Consider the following 20,867-nt stretch of genomic DNA (forward strand, 5'->3'; position numbering starts at 1 on the left):
CTCATATTAGATTTTAGGAGTAGTGACTGCTGCCACTGCATTTTCAAAGATCGTTTGTGCTTTATTGCCGGGGATATTGAGGAAAAGCCCCTCTTCATATCGCTCACTATGTGCCATCTTACCGAGAATCTGCCCATTAGGACTTGTAATCGCTTCAATCGCATAATCAGAGAGTGCCGGGTTAAAGGTGGGATCAAGTGTTGCACGCCCTTTATGATCGACATATTGAGTTGCGATCTGCCCACGCTCTTTTAATTGCTCATAGAGTTCTTCTGTTAAGACAACGCGCCCTTCTAATGCTGCAAAGGGGAGGTGATGCTCTTCACCAATACTATTGGTCGCAAACCATAATGAGTGATTATTCACAACTTCTGTTGTCACCATCTGCGCTTTAAACTCACCGACCTGATTGGTCGTTAAGAGGAGTTCATTCTCTGAACGATATTCACCATAAGGAAGAAGACCTGTCTTCACTAATGCATGGAAACCGGCATTGATACCGAGGAGCAATCCACCCTTCTCTAAGAAGTTTTCAACCGCTTTTTGAATCTCAGGACGTTTTAAGAAGAGCGCCATTGTTGACCCCGTTCCTGCTGGCTCTTCAGTACTTGCAAAGCCGGATGATAGAACAAAGATCTCAGAGAGCTTTAAGGCCTCTTTAAACTTCGCAATTGAGGCTAAATAATCAGCCTCCGTTAACATTACGATCGGTAGAAGATTGGTTGTCGCACCCGCTTTTTCAAAAGCTTTCGCCGTATCATATTCACTATGCGTTCCCTCAAAGACAGGAATTAAGACCTGTGGTTTTTCAACTGCAAGATGATTCTTCACGGCACTTAAGGGGCGAGCCTCTACTTTAGGAACAAAACCTTCGCTCTTCTGATAGATCGGATAGATCTTCTCAAAACGATCTTCCGCTGCCGCTTGTAGCGTTGAACCTAAAATAGTGATCTGACCATAATCGAAGCGGTATTCACTCAATGTTGTACCGATTGCAATATAATCTTCCGACTCCGGTAACGCTTGACGCGTTGTGATCACAAATGCCCCATATTGTGGGCGGAAAAGATCATGCTCAGAGATATTTTCGATATTAGCACCGATACGATTACCAAAGCTCATCATTGCTAAACTCTCAGCCACGCCACCTTGACGAACGGAGCTTGCCGCATAGATCTTATATTGACGATGGATCTTCTCAAAAACTTCAAAGTTATGTTTAATCTCTTCATAAGGGATGCGATCTGTCACATCCTCCTTCACAGGAAGAAGATAGATATAGTGACCACTATCCTTAAATTCTGGTGAGATAACATCTTCAGTCTTTACCGGAACAACCGCAAAAGAGACTAAAGTAGGTGGAACATTAATCTCCTCATAAGTTCCGCTCATACTATCTTTACCGCCAATACTCGGCACATTGAAAGCTTTCTGCGCAGCGATAGAGCCTAAAAGTGCCGCTACCGGCTTACCAAAACGCTCTGGAACACCATCTAAACGCTCAAAGTACTCTTGGAAAGAGAGTCGTGCGCGCTTAGGATCACCACCTGATGCCACTAAGCGAGAGAGGGATTCAATAACCGCATACGCCGCGCCATGGAAAGGAGACCACTCACCAATATAGGGATTGTAGCCATGCGCTAAGATTGCCGCTGTCTGCGTCTCCCCTTCTTCGACTTGAATCTTCTGAATTGAAGCTTCTGCCGGCGTTGCCTGACACTTACCACCATAAGGTAGAAGAACCGTTGAGCGCCCTAAGGTGGAATCAAAACTCTGATTCATCCCTTTTTGACTCGCAATATTGACGTCAGAAAGAATATTCTGCCAAGTCTTCTCAATATCATCTAAGTTTTGACGCTGAAGAAGTGGTGATGGTAGGTTGCTATCAACCACTTTAGCGGTCGCCGTTTTACGAATACCATTGGTATCTAAGAATGAGCGGGCAATATCAACAATTTTATGCCCTCTCCATTCAAGCACAAGGCGAGGATCTTCTGTTACTTTTGCCACAACTACAGCATCTACAGACTCCGCCGCCGCAAGCTCAATAAAGCGCTCTGCATTCTCTTTAGCAACCACAACCGCCATGCGCTCTTGCGATTCTGAGATTGCAAGGTCTGTACCATTAAGGCCGGGATACTTAGTCGGAACTTTATCAAGATCGACATAGACACCATCTGCTAACTCCCCAATGGCAACAGAGACACCACCGGCACCAAAGTCATTTGACTTCTTAATCAGTGTTGTAACCTCTTTCTTACGAAAGAGACGAAGAATTTTACGCTCTTCACTTGCACAGCCCTTCTGAACATCTGTACCTGCAGTTTCAACTGTCTCAACGGTTTGTACTTGCGATGAGCCTGTTGCTGCACCGACGCCATCACGGCCTGTTTTTGCACCTAAAAGAATAATTAGATCGCCGGCAACGGGCTTTTCACGCACAACATAATCTTCACGTACAGCACCAACAACTGCCCCTAACTCCATTCGCTTTGCCACAAAACCGGGGTGAATATACTCTTTAGCAAAAGCTGTCGTTCCCCCGATTTGATTAGCATAAGCACTATTTCCTTGAGTTGCGACCTTACTAATTCTTCTTTGTGGAATCTTATTGGGAAGCGTCTCCTCTACAGGTTCAAGCACATTGCCGGCACCGGTAATACGCATTCCTTGATAGACATATGCACGCCCAGAAAGAGGATCACGGATAGCGCCACCAACACAGGTATTAGCACCACCGAAGGGTTCGATCTCTGTAGGGTGGTTATGGGTCTCATTTTTAAACATCAATAACCACGGCTCATCAACACCATTGACATCGACATTGATACGAACAGAGCAGGCATTGACCTCATCTGAAACCTCCATATCTGCCAATTCACCTGTTTTACGCTGATAACGGCCAAAGATAGTCGCCATATCCATCAATGTTTCAGGACGCTCTGTAATCCCTGTCTCACGACGAAGGGCTAGATAATCTTCATACGCTTGCTGAATCTGCTCTTTAAATTGGCTCTCGGTAAAATCGATCGTTTGAAGTGCTGTCTCAAAAGTGGTGTGACGGCAATGATCTGACCAATAGGTATCGAGTACTAAGAGCTCTGTCTCAGTAGGGTTACGATTCTCTTCATTTTTAAAGTAATCTTGAATATGTTTAAGATCTTCAAACTCCATTGCCAATCCCATCTGCAGCTTAAATTCTGTCAGTTTCGAATCGGTCATATGGATAAAGTCTTTAATCTTCTCTACCTTCTTCGGTTCACGTCTATCGATAAAGCGAGATTCATTAATAGGAAGGGTTAGATCTTTCAGGCGGGAATTGATGGGGTTGAAGAGATAATCTTGAATTTTTTGGAGATCTTCTGGCGAAAGATCATGATTAAAACCATAAAGAAGTGCCGTTGCAACTTGTGTCTTCGGAGAGACGCCGACAACTTTAAATGCAAGTTCTGCACTATATGCTCTTTGGTCATATTGTCCAGGAAGCCATTCAATCGTGAAGTGAGGCATTTTTGCTAACTCAGCCATCATGATACTCTCATCAATCTCTTGATCTCGGACTGGTTGAATCAATGCCGTACGCACTCTATCAAGGTCTTTCTCTGCCAAATCAAAGAGGTCATATACTTGAATGAGTCGCACTTTTGATAACGTCTGAATATTAAGTGCTTTTTTGAGCTCGCTTAATAAGGCAGCAGCCTCAGTTGAATAGCGCGGTGTACTTTCAATATAAAATCTACGTTTCATTAGAGTCCTTGAGTATCAGTTTATTCAAAACTATCTGTCAGCATTTTCTCAAAAGAAGCTAATCCTTTTGAGCCCGTAAAGGTGACATGGCCCATTTTACGGTTATTTTTAAATTCTTTTTTTCCATAGAGATGGAGATGTGCATCACTAGAAAGATGGGGAAGATAATTGAAGAGAAATTCCCGGTTCTGCCCAAGAATATTGAACATTACTGTTTTCTGTTTCAGATTTGTTTCACCAAGTGGGAGGCCGCAAATCGCTCGAATATGTTGTTCAAATTGGCTCGTTGCACACCCTTCAATGGTAAAGTGGCCTGAGTTGTGTGGTCTTGGTGCTAATTCATTAACATAGATAAGATCACCCACAACAAAAGCTTCCATTGCTAAGGTTCCGACAATATTATGAGTATGCATAAAGTTTTTAAGCATCTCATTGAGCGCATCTTCTAATTCAGGCGTCACCTTTTCACTTCCGGCAACGGTCTTAAAGAGAATATTATTATGATGCAGATTCTCCGCAATCGGAAAGTGACGATATTCACCATTAATTGAACGTGTCCCTATAATGGAGCACTCCCAATCATATGGGATAAATTTTTCCGCAACGCAAGGAATATTATAGAGTGTGGCCACCTTTGATAGATCCGCCTCACTGCGGACCACAACCTGTCCTTTACCATCATATCCCCCCTCTTGTGTCTTTACGACAAAGGGATAACCTAATGTTTCAATCGCATTAGAGAGCTCTTTTTCTGGATCTTCCAATACAACATATGGCGCAACAGGTAAGCCCGCCTCTGTTAATGCCGCTTTTTCGCGTGCTCTATTTTGGGCTAAATAGAGAGGAAGCTCACCCTGAGGGATATTGCAATACTCCTCATTAAGTCGTTTTACCAAGCTGGCACTAATATTTTCAAATTCATAAGTCACCACATCACAACGGGAGATCAATGTCTCGTAGCCCTCTTCATTAGAGAAGCCAGAGACAATATGACCATGCGATGCGGAGACCGCCGGCGCATCTGAGGCAGGATCGAGCGTTATAACATAATATCCCATCCTGTTCGCCGCTTCTGCTAGCATTTTACCTAGTTGACCACCACCTATAATTCCAATAGTTTTTCCGGGTAAAATGTGCATTTTGGTTATTTCTCCTCAATTGTGCTATCTGCTAATACAGTTGCGGTTTGCTTTTCGCGAAAATGTTCAATCTGTTGATGAAGTGTGTCATTACTCAATGCGAGAATTTGAGCTGCTAAAAGTGCGGCATTTTTTGCCCCTGCATCACCAATTGCCATTGTGGCAACAGGCACGCCACCCGGCATCTGCACGATAGAGTAGAGAGAATCAACACCACTTAAGGTGCTTGTTTTAATTGGAACGCCAATGACAGGGAGTGTCGTTAAGGAAGCAACCATTCCCGGAAGATGCGCAGCACCTCCTGCTCCGGCAATAATCAGATCATAACCTGCCTCTTTTGCAGAGAGCGCAAAGGAGACCATATGCTCTGGCGTACGGTGTGCCGAGACGATTTTCATGTCGTATGAGATGGAAAATTGGTTGAGTATGTCAGCAGCATTCTGCATTGTCGGCAGATCGCTTCTACTCCCCATAATGATGGCGACTTTCTGTTTTTTCATTGAGAAATTCAACCCATAAATAAGATCAATAAGAATCGAAAGAGATATCGATTTCTGAGTCACTGATTCTATCCTTATGACCTACCTTAGTCAATAGAATTAGAGCGCTATTTTTTATCTTTCGATAAAGATTTTATGGGGCATTTCAGAGATTTTTATCTTTCCCTAAAGAGAATTTTCCACCCTTTTTTTACCCTGAAAAAAGATGTGGATGACTCCTAAAAAAATAGCAATCTAAGAGTAGAAAAACTGGAAACTGGAAACTGGAACTGAGAATGAGAAATGAGAAGTGGGAAATGGAAAATAAAGAGGAGATATGAGAAATCCCCAAAGAAGACTCATCAAAATACTCATCGATAATATCTAGATATTATCTACTTTAATAGATCATCGATCCACCAACCTAGATCAATAGATCAAGATATCTCTCCATTTATTTTTATTCCGAATATAATAGGAGAAATGATAGAGAATAGCGCCATGGCTAACGACGCGCCACTTTGTAGATAGAACTCTCATCGGCTAAGGAACCTTGAGCTTATATGAAAACCACTATATTAACGATCGTTATTACGATTCTTCTCTCGGCCACTATTTTAGTGCTGTTCCTCCACCATTACCGAAAATTACGCGCTCAGCGATTGCTCTGTGAAACGGCATTTTCAGACGTTCTACGACTTCAGAGTGAATTGATCGCGCACTCTCGCCCTATTATCGTGATGACCCAAAAAGTATTACGAGATGAGCGAAAACTCTATGAAGAGATTATGCCTCTCTATGATGATAAGCTCCGCAAGCAATCTCAAGAGGAGGAGATCTTCAATATCTTATTACTAAGAGATCGCCTGAACTACCTCCATAAACGCGCAATTCGCCATCCTGAACTAAAAGATTTAGAGGAGCTTACCAAGCTTTGGGAGAAAGTGGAGATTACCAATCGCAATATCGATGAGTCCGCCTCTTTTTATAATGATGCTGCACACGATTATCGCGAGATCACCCATGAATTTCCCTACTCGATGCTAGCAGAAATCTTGCAATATCCCCGCTTCAATCTGATTGCCTAAGTGAATCTCAACCGCATCAATTATCGTGATCTATTCCTGCGCCAATCTACTTTTAAAGATCTATTATGTCTATTATGCCCACTGATACCATTCAATTGCCCCCATCAAATCAAGTGACCTCGACATCAAAATCTTCCGATCAATCGATCGACAGAGAGCCTCAAAAGGAGGAGATATTTGAGGAGAGATTTAATCAATTAAGTGGCAAGTTTAAACGTAACATCTATCAGACATTTAAAGGAAAGTTGCGCCTTGCGATCTTAGAGCGAGATTTTGCCGCTTTAAACCTTCATCAAAAGCCCCTCTCGATTCTCGATATCGGTGCTGGACAGGGGCAATATGCAATGATATTAGCGAAAAAAGGGCATCATCTCACATTGATAGAGCCGGCGCGAGAGATGTTAACCTTAGCGCAGACAAGCTTTCTCAATGAGGGATTAGAAGCGACCTTTTATCACGCCTCACTTGAGACATTAACACCTTTATCGCTCCCTCAGTTTGATCTTATCACTTGCCATGCAATGATCGAATGGCTTCCCGATCCTGAGATCTTCTTTCAGATTGCACTTCCCTATCTTAAAAAGGGTGGCAAGCTCTCCCTGCTCTTCTATAACCGAGAGGGATTGATCTACCATAACCTTATTCGCGGTAACTACTACTATGTAGAGAAAGGGCAATTTAACGGTGATAAAGGGAGCTTAACGCCAATCTCTCCTATCTCACCACAATGGTTAGCAGAACAGGTAGAGCGTTATGGACTCAAACTTATTAAACAGAGTGGGATACGCACCTATTATGATTTTATGGCACCAAAAGCTCGACAGAGAATCAGCGAGGAGGATCATCTCGCAATGGAGCTACGCTATTCGGAAAAGCATGAATATCAAACCCATGCACGCTATCTCCATTGGCTCTTAGAGAAAGAGTAATCCGTTATCAGATTACCCGTTATCAAATTACAGATTAAATGATCTATAGATAGATTTAGATACTATGTAGATAATGTTTAGATAATGTTTAGATAAATTACATAAAGACCTCTTTCAGATCATTTTTAGATTATTAGCAGATCATTTCTGGACTAGTTATAAATTATTTAAATTAACGTCAATTTATTCTTGATCTTGTCAAAATCGACCTTTATCCTGTTCTCTACCGACTTTTCTAATTCGTTCTACAGTAATCTATTACTGCAGAATCGGAAAAGTACCTTCTCCCCTAAAAGAGAGATTGTTGATGCCAAAATTGATGAGATTATTTTCACACCAACGCTTTACTTCACAACTGATTCTCCTCCTCTCCCTGCTTATTTCACTTCTAGCGACTCCGCTCTTTGCCGATCAGATCCGTTTAAAAAATGGGGATCAGCTCAGTGGTAAAATCTTACTAATAGAGGCGCATAAGGTTGAGATCGAAACCCCTTATGCCGGCAGAGTAAAGGTAGATGCAAAACATATCGCTCAATTTGAGATTAAAGCGCCGGTCGCCGTCAAAGAGAATCAATTTACAAAGAGTTTTACCTCAACCGAGGTGCGCTACGATGCTGAAGATGAGGCATTAAAAGATCGACTCATTATTAAAAATCATGGCATCCCTCAATCCATTCCTTTCGATAAAAATCTTATTATTGCAAAAGTAAATCGTACAACTCTGCAACCTAAAACTTTTCGCCAAGAGTTAGCGCTCAACGCAAGTGCGATCTTTGATAATGATAATTCTCGCCTCTCCCGCTATCGCCTTAAGGGGGAATATACTTTGGAATATGGTCTTTGGCGCCATATCACCTCCGCACACTTCTATCGTAAGCGAGATCAGAATAAAACAAAAGATTACTACTATCATCTCAATTATGCCGCGGATCGATTCATCACGCCGCGCTTCTTCTGGCAAGGATCGATCGCATTTCAGCACGATTGGATTGAAGATATCCGCAATAATCTACTAATCGGTACAGGACCTGGTTTTCAGGTCTGGAATAATGCGCGCTCACAGCTCTCTTTGGCGACATTACTCAACTATCAAAGTATTGAGTATCGGGATCGAACACATTCCAATAACCCGCAGCTCTCACTCAAATGGGATTTTCAGCATGATCTCTACAATCAGACTATCTCCTTTGCAACTAAAGGGAGTGTCGGGCGAAGTTTTAATCGGGATGTTACTTTAGATCTCAATCTCAATGCTTCTCTCGCCTATCGCTTGACGGATAATCTCTCTATCAATACCGGTTATCAATATGAGAAATTAAAGGCGAAACGGGGAAGTAGCACCAATCGAACGCTCTATCTCGGATTGGGATTGAAATGGAAATAGATTGAAATGGAAATGATGACGATCTTCCAATTGAGCCTTCTTTTAACTCTTCCTACGACCTCTTAAGTTTCCACCATCTTTCGCCGGGCCTCTTACTTCTCCTGCCCTTCTTCTCGCGATTCCTCTTTCGGTTCCTTTTGTGACCTTTTTTGTGACTCCTTTTGCGATTCTTCTCACTCTTTCTCTTACCAGATCTTTATCTATCTCCAGAAAAATTCTGCACTTCAATTTCAACTCCTCCCTGCTTCTCCTGCTCTATAGCGCACTCCAAGGGGAGATGCAACCATCCTATATCAATCTATATCGATCTATATCAGTCCCCAAAATATCATTTTTTCATTATATTTTTAGGATAAGTTTGACAGTAAGCTCTATATGATATAAATTTACAAATGAGAATGGTTCTCAAATAAAAGGCTGAGGGAGGCCAATAATCATGGAATTAAAATCGAAAAAAAGTCTGAAAAAGTGGGCTAGAACTGCCCTAAGAGGTGCGCTGATTAGCGCGATGTTAACTTCCGCCTGGGGAATTGCATATGCGAAAGAACCCTTAAAAGTTATCACAACCTTTACCATAATACAAGATATGGCACAAAATGTTGCCGGCGATGCAGCAATTGTAGAGTCAATTACTAAGCCGGGAGCAGAGATTCATGATTATCAACCGACACCTAGAGATCTCGTCAAAGCGCAAGATGCGGAGCTTATTTTATGGAATGGTCTCAATCTTGAACGTTGGTTTGAACGCTTCTTCCAAAATATTAAAAATGTGCCCTCCGTTGTCGTTACAGAAGGTATTACACCGCTCTCTATCTATGAAGGAGAGTATGAGGGATTACCCAATCCACATGCATGGATGAGTCCTAATAATGCCCTAGTCTATATCGAAAATATTCGTCAAGCTTTTGTAGAAGCTGATCCTGAAAATGCGGCGATCTACAATGAAAATGCTGCACAATATGCCGAAAAGATCAGAGCGCTCGATAAACCATTACGGGAAAAGCTTGAGCAGATTCCAGAAGATCAGCGTTGGTTAGTTACCAGTGAAGGGGCTTTTGGATACTTAGCAGCAGACTATGATCTCAAAGAGGCTTATCTCTGGCCAATCAATGCCGATGAGCAAGGATCACCACAGCAGGTTAAGCGCCTTATTGATACCATTCGTGCCAACCAAATTCCGGTCCTCTTTAGTGAGAGTACAATCTCAGATAAGCCGGCAAAACAGGTTGCAAAAGAGAGTGGCGCTCGTTACGGTGGCGTTCTCTATGTCGACTCTCTCTCAACAGAAGATGGGCCTGTTCCCACCTATATTGATCTTCTCCAAACCACTGTAGAAACGATTGTTAAAGGATTTAACCTAGAATGAGTATCGTTGTTGAAGATGTCGCTGTTGTCTACGGCAATGGCCATAGAGCTATTTTTGATGTCAATTTTCGTCTCGATCCCGGCACAATTTGTGGCTTAGTGGGGGTCAATGGAAGTGGAAAATCGACACTTTTCAAGTCGATCATGGGGTTAGTCAACCCCACTTCCGGCACGATTAAGATCGATAATATGCCCATTAAAGAGGCGCTCAAAGCTAACAAGATCGCCTATGTCCCGCAGACAGAGGAAGTGGATTGGAACTTCCCTGTCCTTGTTGAAGATGTGGTGATGATGGGGCGATATGGCAAGATGGGTTTTTTACGTATTCCTTCTAAAATCGATCATCAAAAGGTCGATGAAGCGTTAGCACGTGTCGATCTTACCGATTTTCGTAAACGGCAGATTGGTGAGCTTTCCGGGGGACAGAAAAAGCGGGTATTCTTAGCTAGAGCTTTAGCTCAAGAGAGTCGTATCTTATTGCTTGATGAGCCCTTTACCGGCGTTGATCTTAAGACAGAAGATAGCATTATTGAACTTCTTATCTCACTAAGAGAAGAGAATTATCTGATGCTCGTCTCCACCCATAACTTAGGATCGATTCCGGAGTTTTGTGATCAAGTTATTCTCTTAAATCAGACAGTTTTAGCCCAAGGCCCCACAGAGACCACCTATACACAGGAGAATCTTACCCATACCTTTGGTGGCGTTCTACGTGAAATCTCGCTTAAAGGGGATCACCTCCATAATGATGATGATCCTCGCCACTTGACGGTCTTAACCGATGATGAGCGCCCTGCTGTCTTCTATGGTTGTACAGAGACTCAAGAGCTCAAAAAAACACGCAATAATCAAAAAGAGCGTGCTCCACTTAATAGTGAAACATCTCAGGAGTGATCAATGGAACAGTTATTGTCGCTCTTAATAGAGCCTTTTCAATATGAGTATATGCTCAAAGCGATTTTGATGAGTCTTCTAGTTGGCGCTGTTTGTGCTTTTCTCTCTGCTTATCTGGTCCTTAAAGGATGGTCATTGATGGGGGATGCGCTCTCCCACTCAGTCGTTCCTGGTGTTGCCGGCGCTTATGCTTTAAGCCTGCCTTATGCGATTGGCGCATTTTTTACCGGCATCTTAGCGGCGCTTGCAATGGGGCTGGTGAAGCATTTCACAAAATTGCGAGAAGATGCCATTATCGGACTGATCTTTAGTAGCTTCTTTGCGGCAGGATTACTTATCATCTCGCTCAATCCCACCCCTATTAGCATCAACTCCATTGTCTTTGGTAATATTTTAGGAATCTCCGATGGTGATGCCCTGCAAGCAGCCATTATCACTATCATCTCCCTTCTTCTCCTTCTCTGCTATTGGAAAGATCTGATGCTTCTCTTCTTTGATGAAGTGCAAGCAAAGACAATTGGTCTGCCGGTCATGCGTCTACAGATCCTCTTCTTTGTGCTTTTAAGCGCCTGTATTGTTGCAGCTCTCCAAACGGTAGGAGCAATCTTAGTAATCGCAATGGTAATCACCCCTGGCGCTACCGCTTATCTCTTAACAGATCGTTTCGGGGTGATGCTCACGCTAGCGGTGATTATCGGAGCTGTCAGTAGCTTTATCGGTGCTTATGTTAGCTTCTTTCTCCCCGGCGGAACAACGGGAAGTTTAATTGTTGTTCTTCAGACAGCCCTCTTTCTGCTTGCATTCCTCTTCGCGCCTAAACATGGCCATTTTGCAAAGCGACGCTCGGCACGCCGGCATCAAAAACTGAGTGAAAGTATTGATGAGATCGAAGAGACATTGGAGCAAGATGCGCAGAAGGAGGTATCACTATGATCGATTCCTTAATTTTAACACCACTACAATATCCCTTTATGCAGCAAGCGATGTTAGGCGCGCTGATCTCCGGTGTTGTCTGTGCCGTTCTCTCCTGCTACCTTATTTTAAAAGGCTGGGCATTGATGGGCGATGCGATCTCTCATGCTGTATTGCCGGGGATTGTCTTAGCCTTTATCTTCAATCTTCCACTCGTAATAGGCGCCTTTGCTTCCGGTCTCTTCTGTGCAGTTGCAACAGGATATCTACGCGCTAATAGCCAGATTAAAGAGGATGCGATTTTAGGAATTGTCTTCTCAGGACTCTTTGCATTAGGGCTCTTTGCCTTCTCCTTTGTCAAGACCGATCAGCATCTCACCCACGTGCTATTTGGTAATATCTTAGGGATTCTCCCATCAGAGCTGTGGCAAATTATCATTATTGCCGGCATTACGTTGCTTGTTATCCTCTTAAAACGAAAAGATTTTATGCTCTACTGCTTCGATCCGGTACAAGCGAGTGTTTTAGGGCTGCCGGTCAAATTTCTGCACTATACATTACTGATTCTATTAGCATTAAGTATTGTGGCATCACTACAAGCGGTGGGCGTTATCCTCGTTATTGCGATGTTAGTTGCGCCGGGAATTATCGGCTTTCTTCTCACAAAGCGTTTCCCCATTATGATGATAATTGCGGTGATCTCCTCACTCATCTCCGCTTTTATGGGCGTTCTCTTAAGCTTTCATATCGATGCCGAAACGGGCCCCTGTATCGTTCTCAGTCAAACAGTTCTCTTCTTACTCGCATTTATCTATAGCCGTCTACGTCATCGGATCATTCGCCGAAAAAGCCTCTAGTCATATAAAAAGAGTTAAGATAGAATCTGAATCGATATAAAATCGGTATAAAACCGATACAAAAACACCCTAAAGTTGATCATTACTGATTGCTTTAGGGTGTTTTGCTGTTATTGGGGTTACTCTAAACCAAAATTCCAACATTCATCTGCTAATGGATACTCTGAAAGTAAATTACGACGTTCTCGCCATGAAGGTAAGTAATTATCTAAAATATCTCTAAAATGTGCATTATGATATCGCTCTAAAAAATGAGCCAGCTCATGGACAATAACATATTCCAAACACTCTACCGGCTTTTTTGCTAACTCTAAATTTAACAGAATACGCCTCTTTTCAATATTACAACTCCCCCACATAGTCCGCATCTTTCTTACTTGCCAAATTGGCTTGGGAACATTCATCTTCTCTACCCATTTCGATATTAATTTTTGACTCTCTTTTTTAACAGCTTCGCGATAAAAATCTTGTAGAACTTTAAAACGATTATCTCTAGAGGTGTTTGGAGAAACATAGAGATTAAGCAGATCGTGCTGAACAAACACTTGATGCTGACCATTTCTACAAATAACATCTAAACGATAGCGCTTCCCCCATAAGTAATGAGACTCACCACTAATCATCTCCCGTTCTGATTGTCTCTGTTGTATGGCAAAAGCTCTCTGTTGCTTCTTAATCCAAGGAATACGATGAATAACAGCCATCCGAATCGCTAGATCACTCATCCTCTGTGGTGCGGAAATACGCACCTGACCATCAGGAGGTAAGACATTTATGTGTAGATTCTTAATTTCCTTTCTATGAAGAAGCATATTAATAGAACCTATCTTTATCTCTTCCATTGATTCCCTTCTATCTAACAATAGGTTATGACTTAAATGATATATATTAATGAAAATTTATGAGACTTTCCTAACGTAGCCTTCTCTTTTAACCAAAATATAAAAAAGTGGGAGAAAAACTCCCACAACTGAATTTCATTAAGAGAGGTAAATTATCAGCGCTGATAGCATACTCTTAGAATAGATACTCTTAGAATAGAATTACCGATACTCTCTTTGTGCTTTCACAAGCTCAAGAATAGGTTCAATCTCTTCATGACTTAATGCCTCATCTGATGCATTATAAATTGCTTGAGAAATTTCACGCTCTTTAAACCGATCTCCTATCCAATCAGCCTTTTTCGTCTCTCGTATCGCATTATCAATTTTTAATACGAGTTTCTCTTGTTGTTGTAGGTTATCATAAAGCGCTTTTTTAGCAGGCGTATCGATCATAGAAGGATAATCGCTTAATCCTTGATCAGGATTCAGTACTCTTTTGGAGAGCGCTAAGATCTCTTCAAGATAGAGTTTATAATCGAGTGCCTGCTCTCTTCTCTCCTTAATTAACTCATCTAATAAAACGGACATCTGCTCATAATATTTAGGATTAATAGGATTCTCATCAACAATTTTCTTACGAATATTATTTTCAATTGTCTCAGCCATCGCTTCAGGACTATTACGAATACCTTCTGGTAATTCTTTTAATCCATCTGCACCTTTTTTAACAATTAATTCAATCAAACCAAGCTCATGAAAATCGGTTAAGACTTCACTCGGATCTGCGGTAATATACATATCGATCAATTTTCGCATTGCTGGCTCATAGAGCTTCATATCAATAAGATCACCACTTGCCACTTTAATCTCATCACGAACATTTTGATAAAAACGGACTTCTGAATGAATCTGTTCTGCCTCATATTCAGTAAATCCTGCCGGAATCATCTCATTTGCTAAATTACTATAGGCACGTACTAGTTTTGACACATCTTGATAGAATACCAGACGTAATGCTTCTCGCTCTATCGCATCATCCTTATTTTCAGAGTTACCACAAAAATAATGGATAAAATTCTCAGTCTCTCTAGGCGCTTTAACTGGCTCACAATGTGCTTTTACCATCTCAAGCGCATCTTCTAAATCTTGCTTTGCTTCAGTAAGGCGGTCTTTCAGAATCCCGGCAACATCCTCATCATCATAACCATCAAAAGCGCCTTGCGTATAATCAGTAATAGCCTTATCAAGAGAGTGAAAAAGATCTTTATAATCTACAATATAGCCATACTCTTTATCATCACCATTTAAACGATTAACACGGCAAATTGCTTGAAAAAGATTGTGATCTGCCATCTTTTTATCGATATAAAGATAGGTTGCTGGGGGTGCATCAAATCCCGTCAAAAGTTTATCAACTACAATGAGAAGTCGCATCTGGCCGGGCTCTTCAATAAACCTCTGTTTTACTACACGTTCAAACTCTTCTACTCTTTTGGCCGCCTCCTCTTCTGACTGACCAAAATATCGAGCTAACATTTCCCGATAGATCTTATATTTAAAGAGATTCTCTGTTTCACCCTCTCCACTCTCCTCCCCTTTAATCGATGTTGCCGTCGGCTGATAACTCGTAATAATGGCTACTTTTTCTGCAAGATCCGTATTACGAACAAATAACTCATAAAGTTGACAGGCTTGATAGACACTGGAGCAGACTAAAATTGCATTTCCTTGCCCATTAACTAAACATGGCTTGGTTATTAGATCAAATGCAATATCATTTACAATTTTACTAAGGCGATCTTTGCTCGATAAAAGATTCTGCATCGTTCCCCAGCGCTTCTTAAGAGCTTGTTTAGCAACATTAGTTAAGCCCTTTGTTTTTGCTTCAAACCAAGCATCTATACGATCAGGCTGTGTTAAGTGTTGATCGATATCACGTGCCTCATAACGGAGATCTAAAATGACACCATCCTTGACTGCTTCATCAAACTTATAGGTATGAATATAACTTCCAAAGACCTCGATTGATTTCTTCTTATCCTTTTTCATTAATGGCGTTCCGGTAAAACCGATAAACATGGCATCTGGTAAGATCAATTTCATCGCTTCATGTAGTTTTCCAGATTGAGTTCTATGACACTCATCCACAAAGACAAAGAGATCACCTTTTGCCTTAAAATCTTGCGGAATCGCATTTTTGATCTCAGTAATAAATTCTTCTGTAGCGATCTCATCTTCAGAAGCATCTATCTGGCGCCCAAATTTATGGATAAGAGAACAGATTAACCAGGGATTGATCTGGTTAAGTGTTGCAATAAGATCGGCTCCACTTTTCGTACGATAGATATCTTCATTAACCCCTTTAAAGACCTTCTCAATCTGCTCATCAAGCTCTGTTCGGTCAGTAATAATCAGTACTCGGCTATTTTCAATATTCTCCTTAATCCATTTGGCAAGCCAAACCATTGTTAAACTTTTCCCAGAGCCTTGCGTATGCCAAATAATGCCGCCCTCTCTCGTCTCAATGCGTTTTTTAGCCGCTTCAACACCAAAGTATTGATTATGCCGGCAAGTCTTTTTAATACCTGCGTCAAAGACAATAAAGTCATGAATAATTTGAAGAAATCGAGACTTATTGCACAAAAGGCTTAGATCTTCATCGAGTCTATTAGAGTGACCATTCCCAGGCGTTTCTTTCCACTCTAAGAAATATTTTTCTGGTGTTTCTATGGTTCCGTAACGCAATCCTTGTGTATTATTCCCCGCCATGACCAACTGAATAGTGGCAAAAAAGTGACGAATAAACTCAGGCTTCTGATTATCTAAATTTTGTCGAATTCCTTCAGATACCAACACGGAAGAGCGTTTCAATTCTAAAACAGCTAAAGCAATCCCATTAACATAAAGAACAATATCGGGGCGCTTGTTATTAACCCCTTTAACAGAGACCTCCTCTGCAATTGCAAAATCATTATTATCTGGATTCTCCCAATCTATTAACCAGATTGTTTGATTTTGCTCCCCTACTGTTTCTCGCTCTTTAACGCCATAACGAAGTAGCTCATAAAATTCTCGATTAGCATCATAGAGCTTTTTCCCCTCTCCCAACGCAGTCGCCTTATCAATCTTTCTAAGCACTCGATTAATTAGCTCATGGGAAACACCACGTCTTGCAAGCCAATTTGAGAGAATTTCCTCTTCAATATTGCGATTATTAGCACGATCATGCCAATTACCTAAATAGCGATAACCTAACTCTTTTTGAAAAAAACTGACGACTTTATCTTGTGTTTCTCTCTCACGACTACCTACATGACTCATACTATTTCTCTTCTCTCTTCCAATGCTCTGAATCTAACCACTTCCGAATGAAATGATCTTTTATGGCTAAATTAAATCTATATTATAAATTATATTTTATCTTTTTTACTCTTTATGACATCTATTATTAGTAATTTTTACTTATTTATAGTTGCTGATATTTTTATACTCTTATATTAACTGGAATAGCTCTAATAACTCCCTTAATTAATAGCTTTATTAAATGCGCTCATTGAGCTTTTCAGAAGATCACACATATCATCTTCATGTTTACCCATCAGCTCAATATATTGCTCCCGATTATTGGGATCTTTCTGTTCGCTGTTGATTAACTTAATCATCCGATAGAGTTTTAAACTCACAATTTTCTGATTATCGATATCTCTCTTATGGTAATGATCAATCTTCGCGCCCGGCAGATCATTGCCAATTTTAGAGTTTTGGTTGCGAGAGATTAAGAAAAGATTCCCAAAACGATCAACAGTGCGGATTGCCGGTTCTTCGTTATTATTCTCCGTCCCCCGTTCTTTACCATTTTCATCTGTAGATTGCTGATCTAAGCGCTTCTCATTTTTGGGATTTTGCGGATAGAAATGCTCAATTGAACCGCCGGCCACCATTGTGTAATCTCGGATAAGCTCTCTATCATCTTGCGCCTCTTGCCAAATAAGGTAATCGAGATAATAGAAGACAAAATGATTCTCAATTCCGAAATAGCTCAACTTATCTAAAGGAATATCTTTTTCAGTCATCGAGGTAGCGACATTCTCATTATTAAAGAGCATATTGCCATAACCCCCTTTCGCCGTTCTATCTTCATCTTTAGCAAGATAACGCCAAAAAGTGTAACGCCGAGCTAAACGCTCCATATAGTCTAAGTAGGCTTGTGCCTTAATCTCTTGAAGCATCTCCCTATCTGATTGCTCATTGACCAAGAAATAGAGTAATCCTGAGAGCCAATGCTTATAATGGGGCGACGGAATAGAGTAGTGAAATGCAGTTTGCAATAGAATCATTCGCTTCACATCTGTCGTTTCAGTCTCTCCGCCGGTAAAAGTATTCACATAGTTTGCACTCGGACTATATTTTTTCAGCGCCCTGATTCCCCACAGATCTTCTTTGCTTGTATCCCGTTTTATGACATAGTGATCAAAGAGATATTTGCATTGAAGTAGCAGATAGGTAAATTGTTTGATCCGTTCAGATATGATCTCATTTTCCAATGCTTTTGATTCCGCTGTTTCCCCCGAGAAAAGATCTTTCTCTAATAGGTACTCATTAAACTGTTGAATTAACTGCTTATCATCAAGCGCCACATCGGGAAGATCATTATCAACTAACGCTAGATCACTTCGATCAAATTGCTTGGGATATAACTTCGTCTGCACAAAGATCCGCAGAACGTGTAGTAGAAAGCTCGAAAATGAGAGTACCACCTGAAAGCGCTCTGGCGTATCTCCTGCGTCATTGCTATTTTTCTCTCTATGATCTTTAGTCGTGATATTTGCAATGAGCGTTTTGATTGTCGGCGCTTCTGTCGCTACTAAATGATGACTTACCTCTGTTTTAGTTGTATCTGCTTTTAAAATCGACTTTAATCCATCATAATCCGTGACCTGCAAACTCTGCCACTCATTCCCAAAGATCGCGCTTCTCGGTTCAGGCTCAAAAGCATATTGTAGGTAGCGCTCCATATTGGCAACGCCATCCCACACTTGACTCAAAATAGGCCGATCCTCTTCCGAGAGTTTAGAGAGTAGATTCGCTTTGATAATTTCGTGTTTTTCTAGCTGTTCCCCGCGATTATTCATCACTTCAAAATAGTGATTGAGATCTGTCCCTTGAGGCACTTCGATACGGGCGATGTGAACAGAGTTGAGTAGATATTGCAAAAAGGCTTCCCTCGCCTCTCTACTTTGCAATTTCCGCTGAAAAGTCTTTTTGATAATATGATAACCGGTTATGATCCCTTGGTTATAATCCTCCGCATCTAACGCCGTAAGATCCCCCCCTTTTTGAATCATCTCTAAAGTCGCAATTGATTTCGGCCGACATTCGAAAGTGAGCTTCGCACTTTGTCGCCAGCTTTGAATATCTAACCCTGTGTTTTCAAAAACTTTTTTGTCCAAACAATTAAAAGCCAATAAGATCAAAGTCAGCGTTGTTAGCCGTTGCTGTCCATCAATCACCTCAAAGATCCCATCATCACGCTGATAGACCACTAACGTCCCGATATAGTATTTTTTCTGATCGCCATTAACATAGCTCTCAATATCTTCGATGAGCTGTTCAATCTCCGCCTCGCGCCAAGCATAATTGCGCTGATACATCGGAATCATATAAGCGGTATTAGGCTCCTTGAATAGCTCGCCGATGCTCAATTCTCTGACGCCATCATTTTTGTTATTGCTCGTCATTATTTTCCTTTTTATAAAAGCCCAATTTCTCAAATAATCCTACAATATCGCTGTGATTTCCCGATATTGTCGGTAGATAGCGCGTCTTCTCCAGTTGGATAAAAACCTCCTGCGGTTCATTCGCCTCTTTGATAAAGGCAAAGAGATTTCGCCCTAAAACATAGTTATCTACAGTAGCTAATTGCACCGCGTGCTGTTGCAGTCGGCAAGCATACGCCCAGATAAAGATCTGCTCAATCGCTTCTGATATTTTGGCTGGACCAAATTTATCGAGATAAGTGATTAATGCGCAATCGAAGATCATCCGCACCCAGCCATCGCCGACTCTATGCCGTTGCCCATAAGTTGCTAGCGTCTGAAGAATATCTACCGCTCGATCGCTGAGTAAACCGTCTAATGATAAATTGTGCTTCTCTTCATCTGAAGTAGTGATATTGAATTGCGATTGAATGACCGGGCTCACAATCGACTTTTGATAATATTCCACCATCTCAAAGAAGCGCCGACCATTGATAATGGCTTGATCGAGTTGAAAGGGGAAATCCATCTTCTGCCCATCAATCTCTCGATCAAATTGTCGATTATAGTGATCAATATAACGGTGCGTTACCTGAAGCGCTTTTGTATAAGGATAATTCGATTTGTGATCTAAATTAATGCCTTTAAAGAGTGCAATTTGGGATTTCGTAAAATAGCGTGCCGGCGCTTGTTGCATCCATCTACGAATACGGAAGAGATAGGTACCAAATAATGTTCTTAATTCATCACTTTCGGCATCTTCTGTCGCTTCCCAATAGGCGATTGATATCGGTTTTAGATTAACCTCGCTATCGGGGAATTCCCGTAGATGAAAAGCTTTGAGTAGATCGTGCGGTGCAAGATCTCGCCCTCGGCTATTTTGAGAATCGAAAAATTGAAACGCTTCTGAGATATCTTGTAACTCAAAGCGCACCACTTGACAGCGATTGAGCAGGAAATCGATCTCTTTCTCCTGCAATCCGCCTTGAGCAATGTAATGATTAATGAGCTGATAATTTTGAGTGATATTCTCCTGAGAAATCGTACTGGGAAAAGCCCAATCTTGAAAAGATGCTTTCTCTGTTAACTCCTTTAGCGTTTCCACTAGATCTGAACGAAGAATTACCGTTTCCGATTTTATCTCATCTTTCCGACTTTCCCTATCTTCTGACGATTTCTCATCGCCTACATAATGCTTTCGAAGTGCCCAAATAATCAGCATTAAGGTCATAATCCGCTGTTGCCCATCGACAATATTGAGGATCATTTTTTCCGTTCCGTCTTCATTCGTTTCAATCTGCCGATGAAACACGATACTCCCAAGGCGATACGGCACTGCTCTATCGCTCTGGGTTTTGATATCGTGCAGAAGCGCGCTCACATTCTCTGCCGTCCATTTGTAAGGGCGCTGATATTGGGGAATCCTTAAATTCTGCTCCTTTAACAGCTCTTGAATCGGGCAGATTGTGTGAGTCATCGCTTTATTACTCATC

At 41.4% G+C, this 20,867-nt stretch carries 15 protein-coding genes; 7 read left to right on the forward strand and 8 right to left on the reverse strand.

What is annotated here, in order from left to right:
* Positions 1-6 precede the first annotated feature (6 nt).
* From DC082_RS02140 to purE, 3 genes are read right to left on the reverse strand one after another with little or no spacing between them, the layout of a single operon-like run.
* Positions 7-3,747: a phosphoribosylformylglycinamidine synthase gene (locus DC082_RS02140; RefSeq protein WP_109235553.1), complete on the reverse strand. Its 3,741-nt coding sequence runs from the start codon at positions 3,745-3,747 to the stop codon at positions 7-9.
* A gap of 20 nt (positions 3,748-3,767) precedes the next feature.
* Positions 3,768-4,886 (reverse strand): 5-(carboxyamino)imidazole ribonucleotide synthase, encoded by a 1,119-nt coding sequence (purK, locus tag DC082_RS02145; protein ID WP_109235554.1) that lies wholly within the window; start codon positions 4,884-4,886, stop codon positions 3,768-3,770.
* A gap of 5 nt (positions 4,887-4,891) precedes the next feature.
* Complete coding sequence (purE, locus tag DC082_RS02150; protein WP_109201494.1) at positions 4,892-5,386, reverse strand: 5-(carboxyamino)imidazole ribonucleotide mutase; 495 nt, start codon at positions 5,384-5,386, stop codon at positions 4,892-4,894.
* A 542-nt stretch (positions 5,387-5,928) separates the two neighbouring features.
* On the opposite strand from purE, the gene DC082_RS02155 reads away from it, so the two are divergent.
* The 3 genes from DC082_RS02155 to DC082_RS02165 all read left to right on the forward strand — a co-directional run bounded on the left by DC082_RS02155 (position 5,929) and on the right by DC082_RS02165 (position 8,766).
* Complete coding sequence (locus DC082_RS02155; protein WP_109235555.1) at positions 5,929-6,453, forward strand: LemA family protein; 525 nt, start codon at positions 5,929-5,931, stop codon at positions 6,451-6,453.
* Positions 6,454-6,518: 65 nt separating this feature from the next.
* Positions 6,519-7,382 carry a methyltransferase domain-containing protein gene (locus tag DC082_RS02160; RefSeq protein WP_229821532.1) on the forward strand — a complete coding sequence of 288 codons (864 nt, stop codon included), beginning with the start codon at positions 6,519-6,521 and terminating at the stop codon, positions 7,380-7,382.
* Positions 7,383-7,689: 307 nt separating this feature from the next.
* Positions 7,690-8,766: a DUF481 domain-containing protein gene (locus tag DC082_RS02165; protein WP_109235556.1), complete on the forward strand. Its 1,077-nt coding sequence runs from the start codon at positions 7,690-7,692 to the stop codon at positions 8,764-8,766.
* 42 nt (positions 8,767-8,808) lie between these two features.
* Here DC082_RS02165 and DC082_RS10975 read toward each other — a convergent pair whose 3' ends face one another.
* Positions 8,809-8,943: a hypothetical protein gene (locus tag DC082_RS10975; RefSeq protein ID WP_268245765.1), complete on the reverse strand. Its 135-nt coding sequence runs from the start codon at positions 8,941-8,943 to the stop codon at positions 8,809-8,811.
* Positions 8,944-9,274: 331 nt separating this feature from the next.
* On the opposite strand from DC082_RS10975, the gene DC082_RS02175 reads away from it, so the two are divergent.
* Genes DC082_RS02175 through DC082_RS02190 form a run of 4 tightly spaced genes read left to right on the forward strand, consistent with a single transcriptional unit; the run spans position 9,275 to position 12,794 of the window.
* Positions 9,275-10,132, forward strand: coding sequence for a metal ABC transporter substrate-binding protein (locus DC082_RS02175; protein ID WP_189363310.1), 858 nt, complete (start codon positions 9,275-9,277; stop codon positions 10,130-10,132).
* Positions 10,129-11,025, forward strand: coding sequence for an ATP-binding cassette domain-containing protein (locus DC082_RS02180; RefSeq protein WP_109235559.1), 897 nt, complete (start codon positions 10,129-10,131; stop codon positions 11,023-11,025). The genes DC082_RS02175 and DC082_RS02180 overlap by 4 nt, the downstream gene beginning before the upstream one ends.
* A gap of 3 nt (positions 11,026-11,028) precedes the next feature.
* Positions 11,029-11,958: a metal ABC transporter permease gene (locus DC082_RS02185; RefSeq protein ID WP_109235560.1), complete on the forward strand. Its 930-nt coding sequence runs from the start codon at positions 11,029-11,031 to the stop codon at positions 11,956-11,958.
* Positions 11,949-12,794: a metal ABC transporter permease gene (locus DC082_RS02190; protein WP_373296267.1), complete on the forward strand. Its 846-nt coding sequence runs from the start codon at positions 11,949-11,951 to the stop codon at positions 12,792-12,794. Before DC082_RS02185 ends, DC082_RS02190 begins: the two co-directional genes overlap by 10 nt.
* Before the next feature lie 119 nt (positions 12,795-12,913).
* On the opposite strand, the gene DC082_RS02195 is transcribed toward DC082_RS02190, so the two are convergent.
* The 4 genes from DC082_RS02195 to DC082_RS02210 form a co-directional block, all read right to left on the reverse strand.
* Positions 12,914-13,636: a M48 family metallopeptidase gene (locus tag DC082_RS02195; protein WP_109235562.1), complete on the reverse strand. Its 723-nt coding sequence runs from the start codon at positions 13,634-13,636 to the stop codon at positions 12,914-12,916.
* A 201-nt stretch (positions 13,637-13,837) separates the two neighbouring features.
* Positions 13,838-16,939: a type I restriction endonuclease subunit R gene (locus DC082_RS02200; protein ID WP_109235563.1), complete on the reverse strand. Its 3,102-nt coding sequence runs from the start codon at positions 16,937-16,939 to the stop codon at positions 13,838-13,840.
* Between the two features lie 203 nt (positions 16,940-17,142).
* Complete coding sequence (locus DC082_RS02205) at positions 17,143-19,356, reverse strand: GmrSD restriction endonuclease domain-containing protein (protein ID WP_109235564.1); 2,214 nt, start codon at positions 19,354-19,356, stop codon at positions 17,143-17,145.
* Positions 19,343-20,866, reverse strand: a complete 1,524-nt coding sequence (locus DC082_RS02210) for a DUF262 domain-containing protein (RefSeq protein ID WP_109235565.1) — start codon at positions 20,864-20,866, stop codon at positions 19,343-19,345. The genes DC082_RS02205 and DC082_RS02210 overlap by 14 nt, the downstream gene beginning before the upstream one ends.
* Position 20,867 lies beyond the last annotated feature (1 nt).

Source organism: Ignatzschineria indica (assembly GCF_003121925.1).
Classification (GTDB): Bacteria; Pseudomonadota; Gammaproteobacteria; order Cardiobacteriales; family Wohlfahrtiimonadaceae; genus Ignatzschineria; species Ignatzschineria indica.

Excerpts from the sequence above, each read along its gene's own strand:
- DC082_RS02140 (WP_109235553.1), bottom strand. The coding sequence starts at position 3,747 with ATGAAACGTAGATTTTATATTGAAAGTACACCGCGCTATTCAACTGAG.
- purK (WP_109235554.1), bottom strand. The coding sequence starts at position 4,886 with ATGCACATTTTACCCGGAAAAACTATTGGAATTATAGGTGGTGGTCAA.
- purE (WP_109201494.1), bottom strand. The coding sequence starts at position 5,386 with ATGAAAAAACAGAAAGTCGCCATCATTATGGGGAGTAGAAGCGATCTG.
- DC082_RS02155 (WP_109235555.1), top strand. The coding sequence starts at position 5,929 with ATGAAAACCACTATATTAACGATCGTTATTACGATTCTTCTCTCGGCC.
- DC082_RS02160 (WP_229821532.1), top strand. The coding sequence starts at position 6,519 with ATGTCTATTATGCCCACTGATACCATTCAATTGCCCCCATCAAATCAA.
- DC082_RS02165 (WP_109235556.1), top strand. The coding sequence starts at position 7,690 with ATGCCAAAATTGATGAGATTATTTTCACACCAACGCTTTACTTCACAA.
- DC082_RS02175 (WP_189363310.1), top strand. The coding sequence starts at position 9,275 with ATGTTAACTTCCGCCTGGGGAATTGCATATGCGAAAGAACCCTTAAAA.
- DC082_RS02180 (WP_109235559.1), top strand. The coding sequence starts at position 10,129 with ATGAGTATCGTTGTTGAAGATGTCGCTGTTGTCTACGGCAATGGCCAT.
- DC082_RS02185 (WP_109235560.1), top strand. The coding sequence starts at position 11,029 with ATGGAACAGTTATTGTCGCTCTTAATAGAGCCTTTTCAATATGAGTAT.
- DC082_RS02195 (WP_109235562.1), bottom strand. The coding sequence starts at position 13,636 with ATGGAAGAGATAAAGATAGGTTCTATTAATATGCTTCTTCATAGAAAG.
- DC082_RS02200 (WP_109235563.1), bottom strand. The coding sequence starts at position 16,939 with ATGAGTCATGTAGGTAGTCGTGAGAGAGAAACACAAGATAAAGTCGTC.
- DC082_RS02205 (WP_109235564.1), bottom strand. The coding sequence starts at position 19,356 with ATGACGAGCAATAACAAAAATGATGGCGTCAGAGAATTGAGCATCGGC.
- DC082_RS02210 (WP_109235565.1), bottom strand. The coding sequence starts at position 20,866 with ATGAGTAATAAAGCGATGACTCACACAATCTGCCCGATTCAAGAGCTG.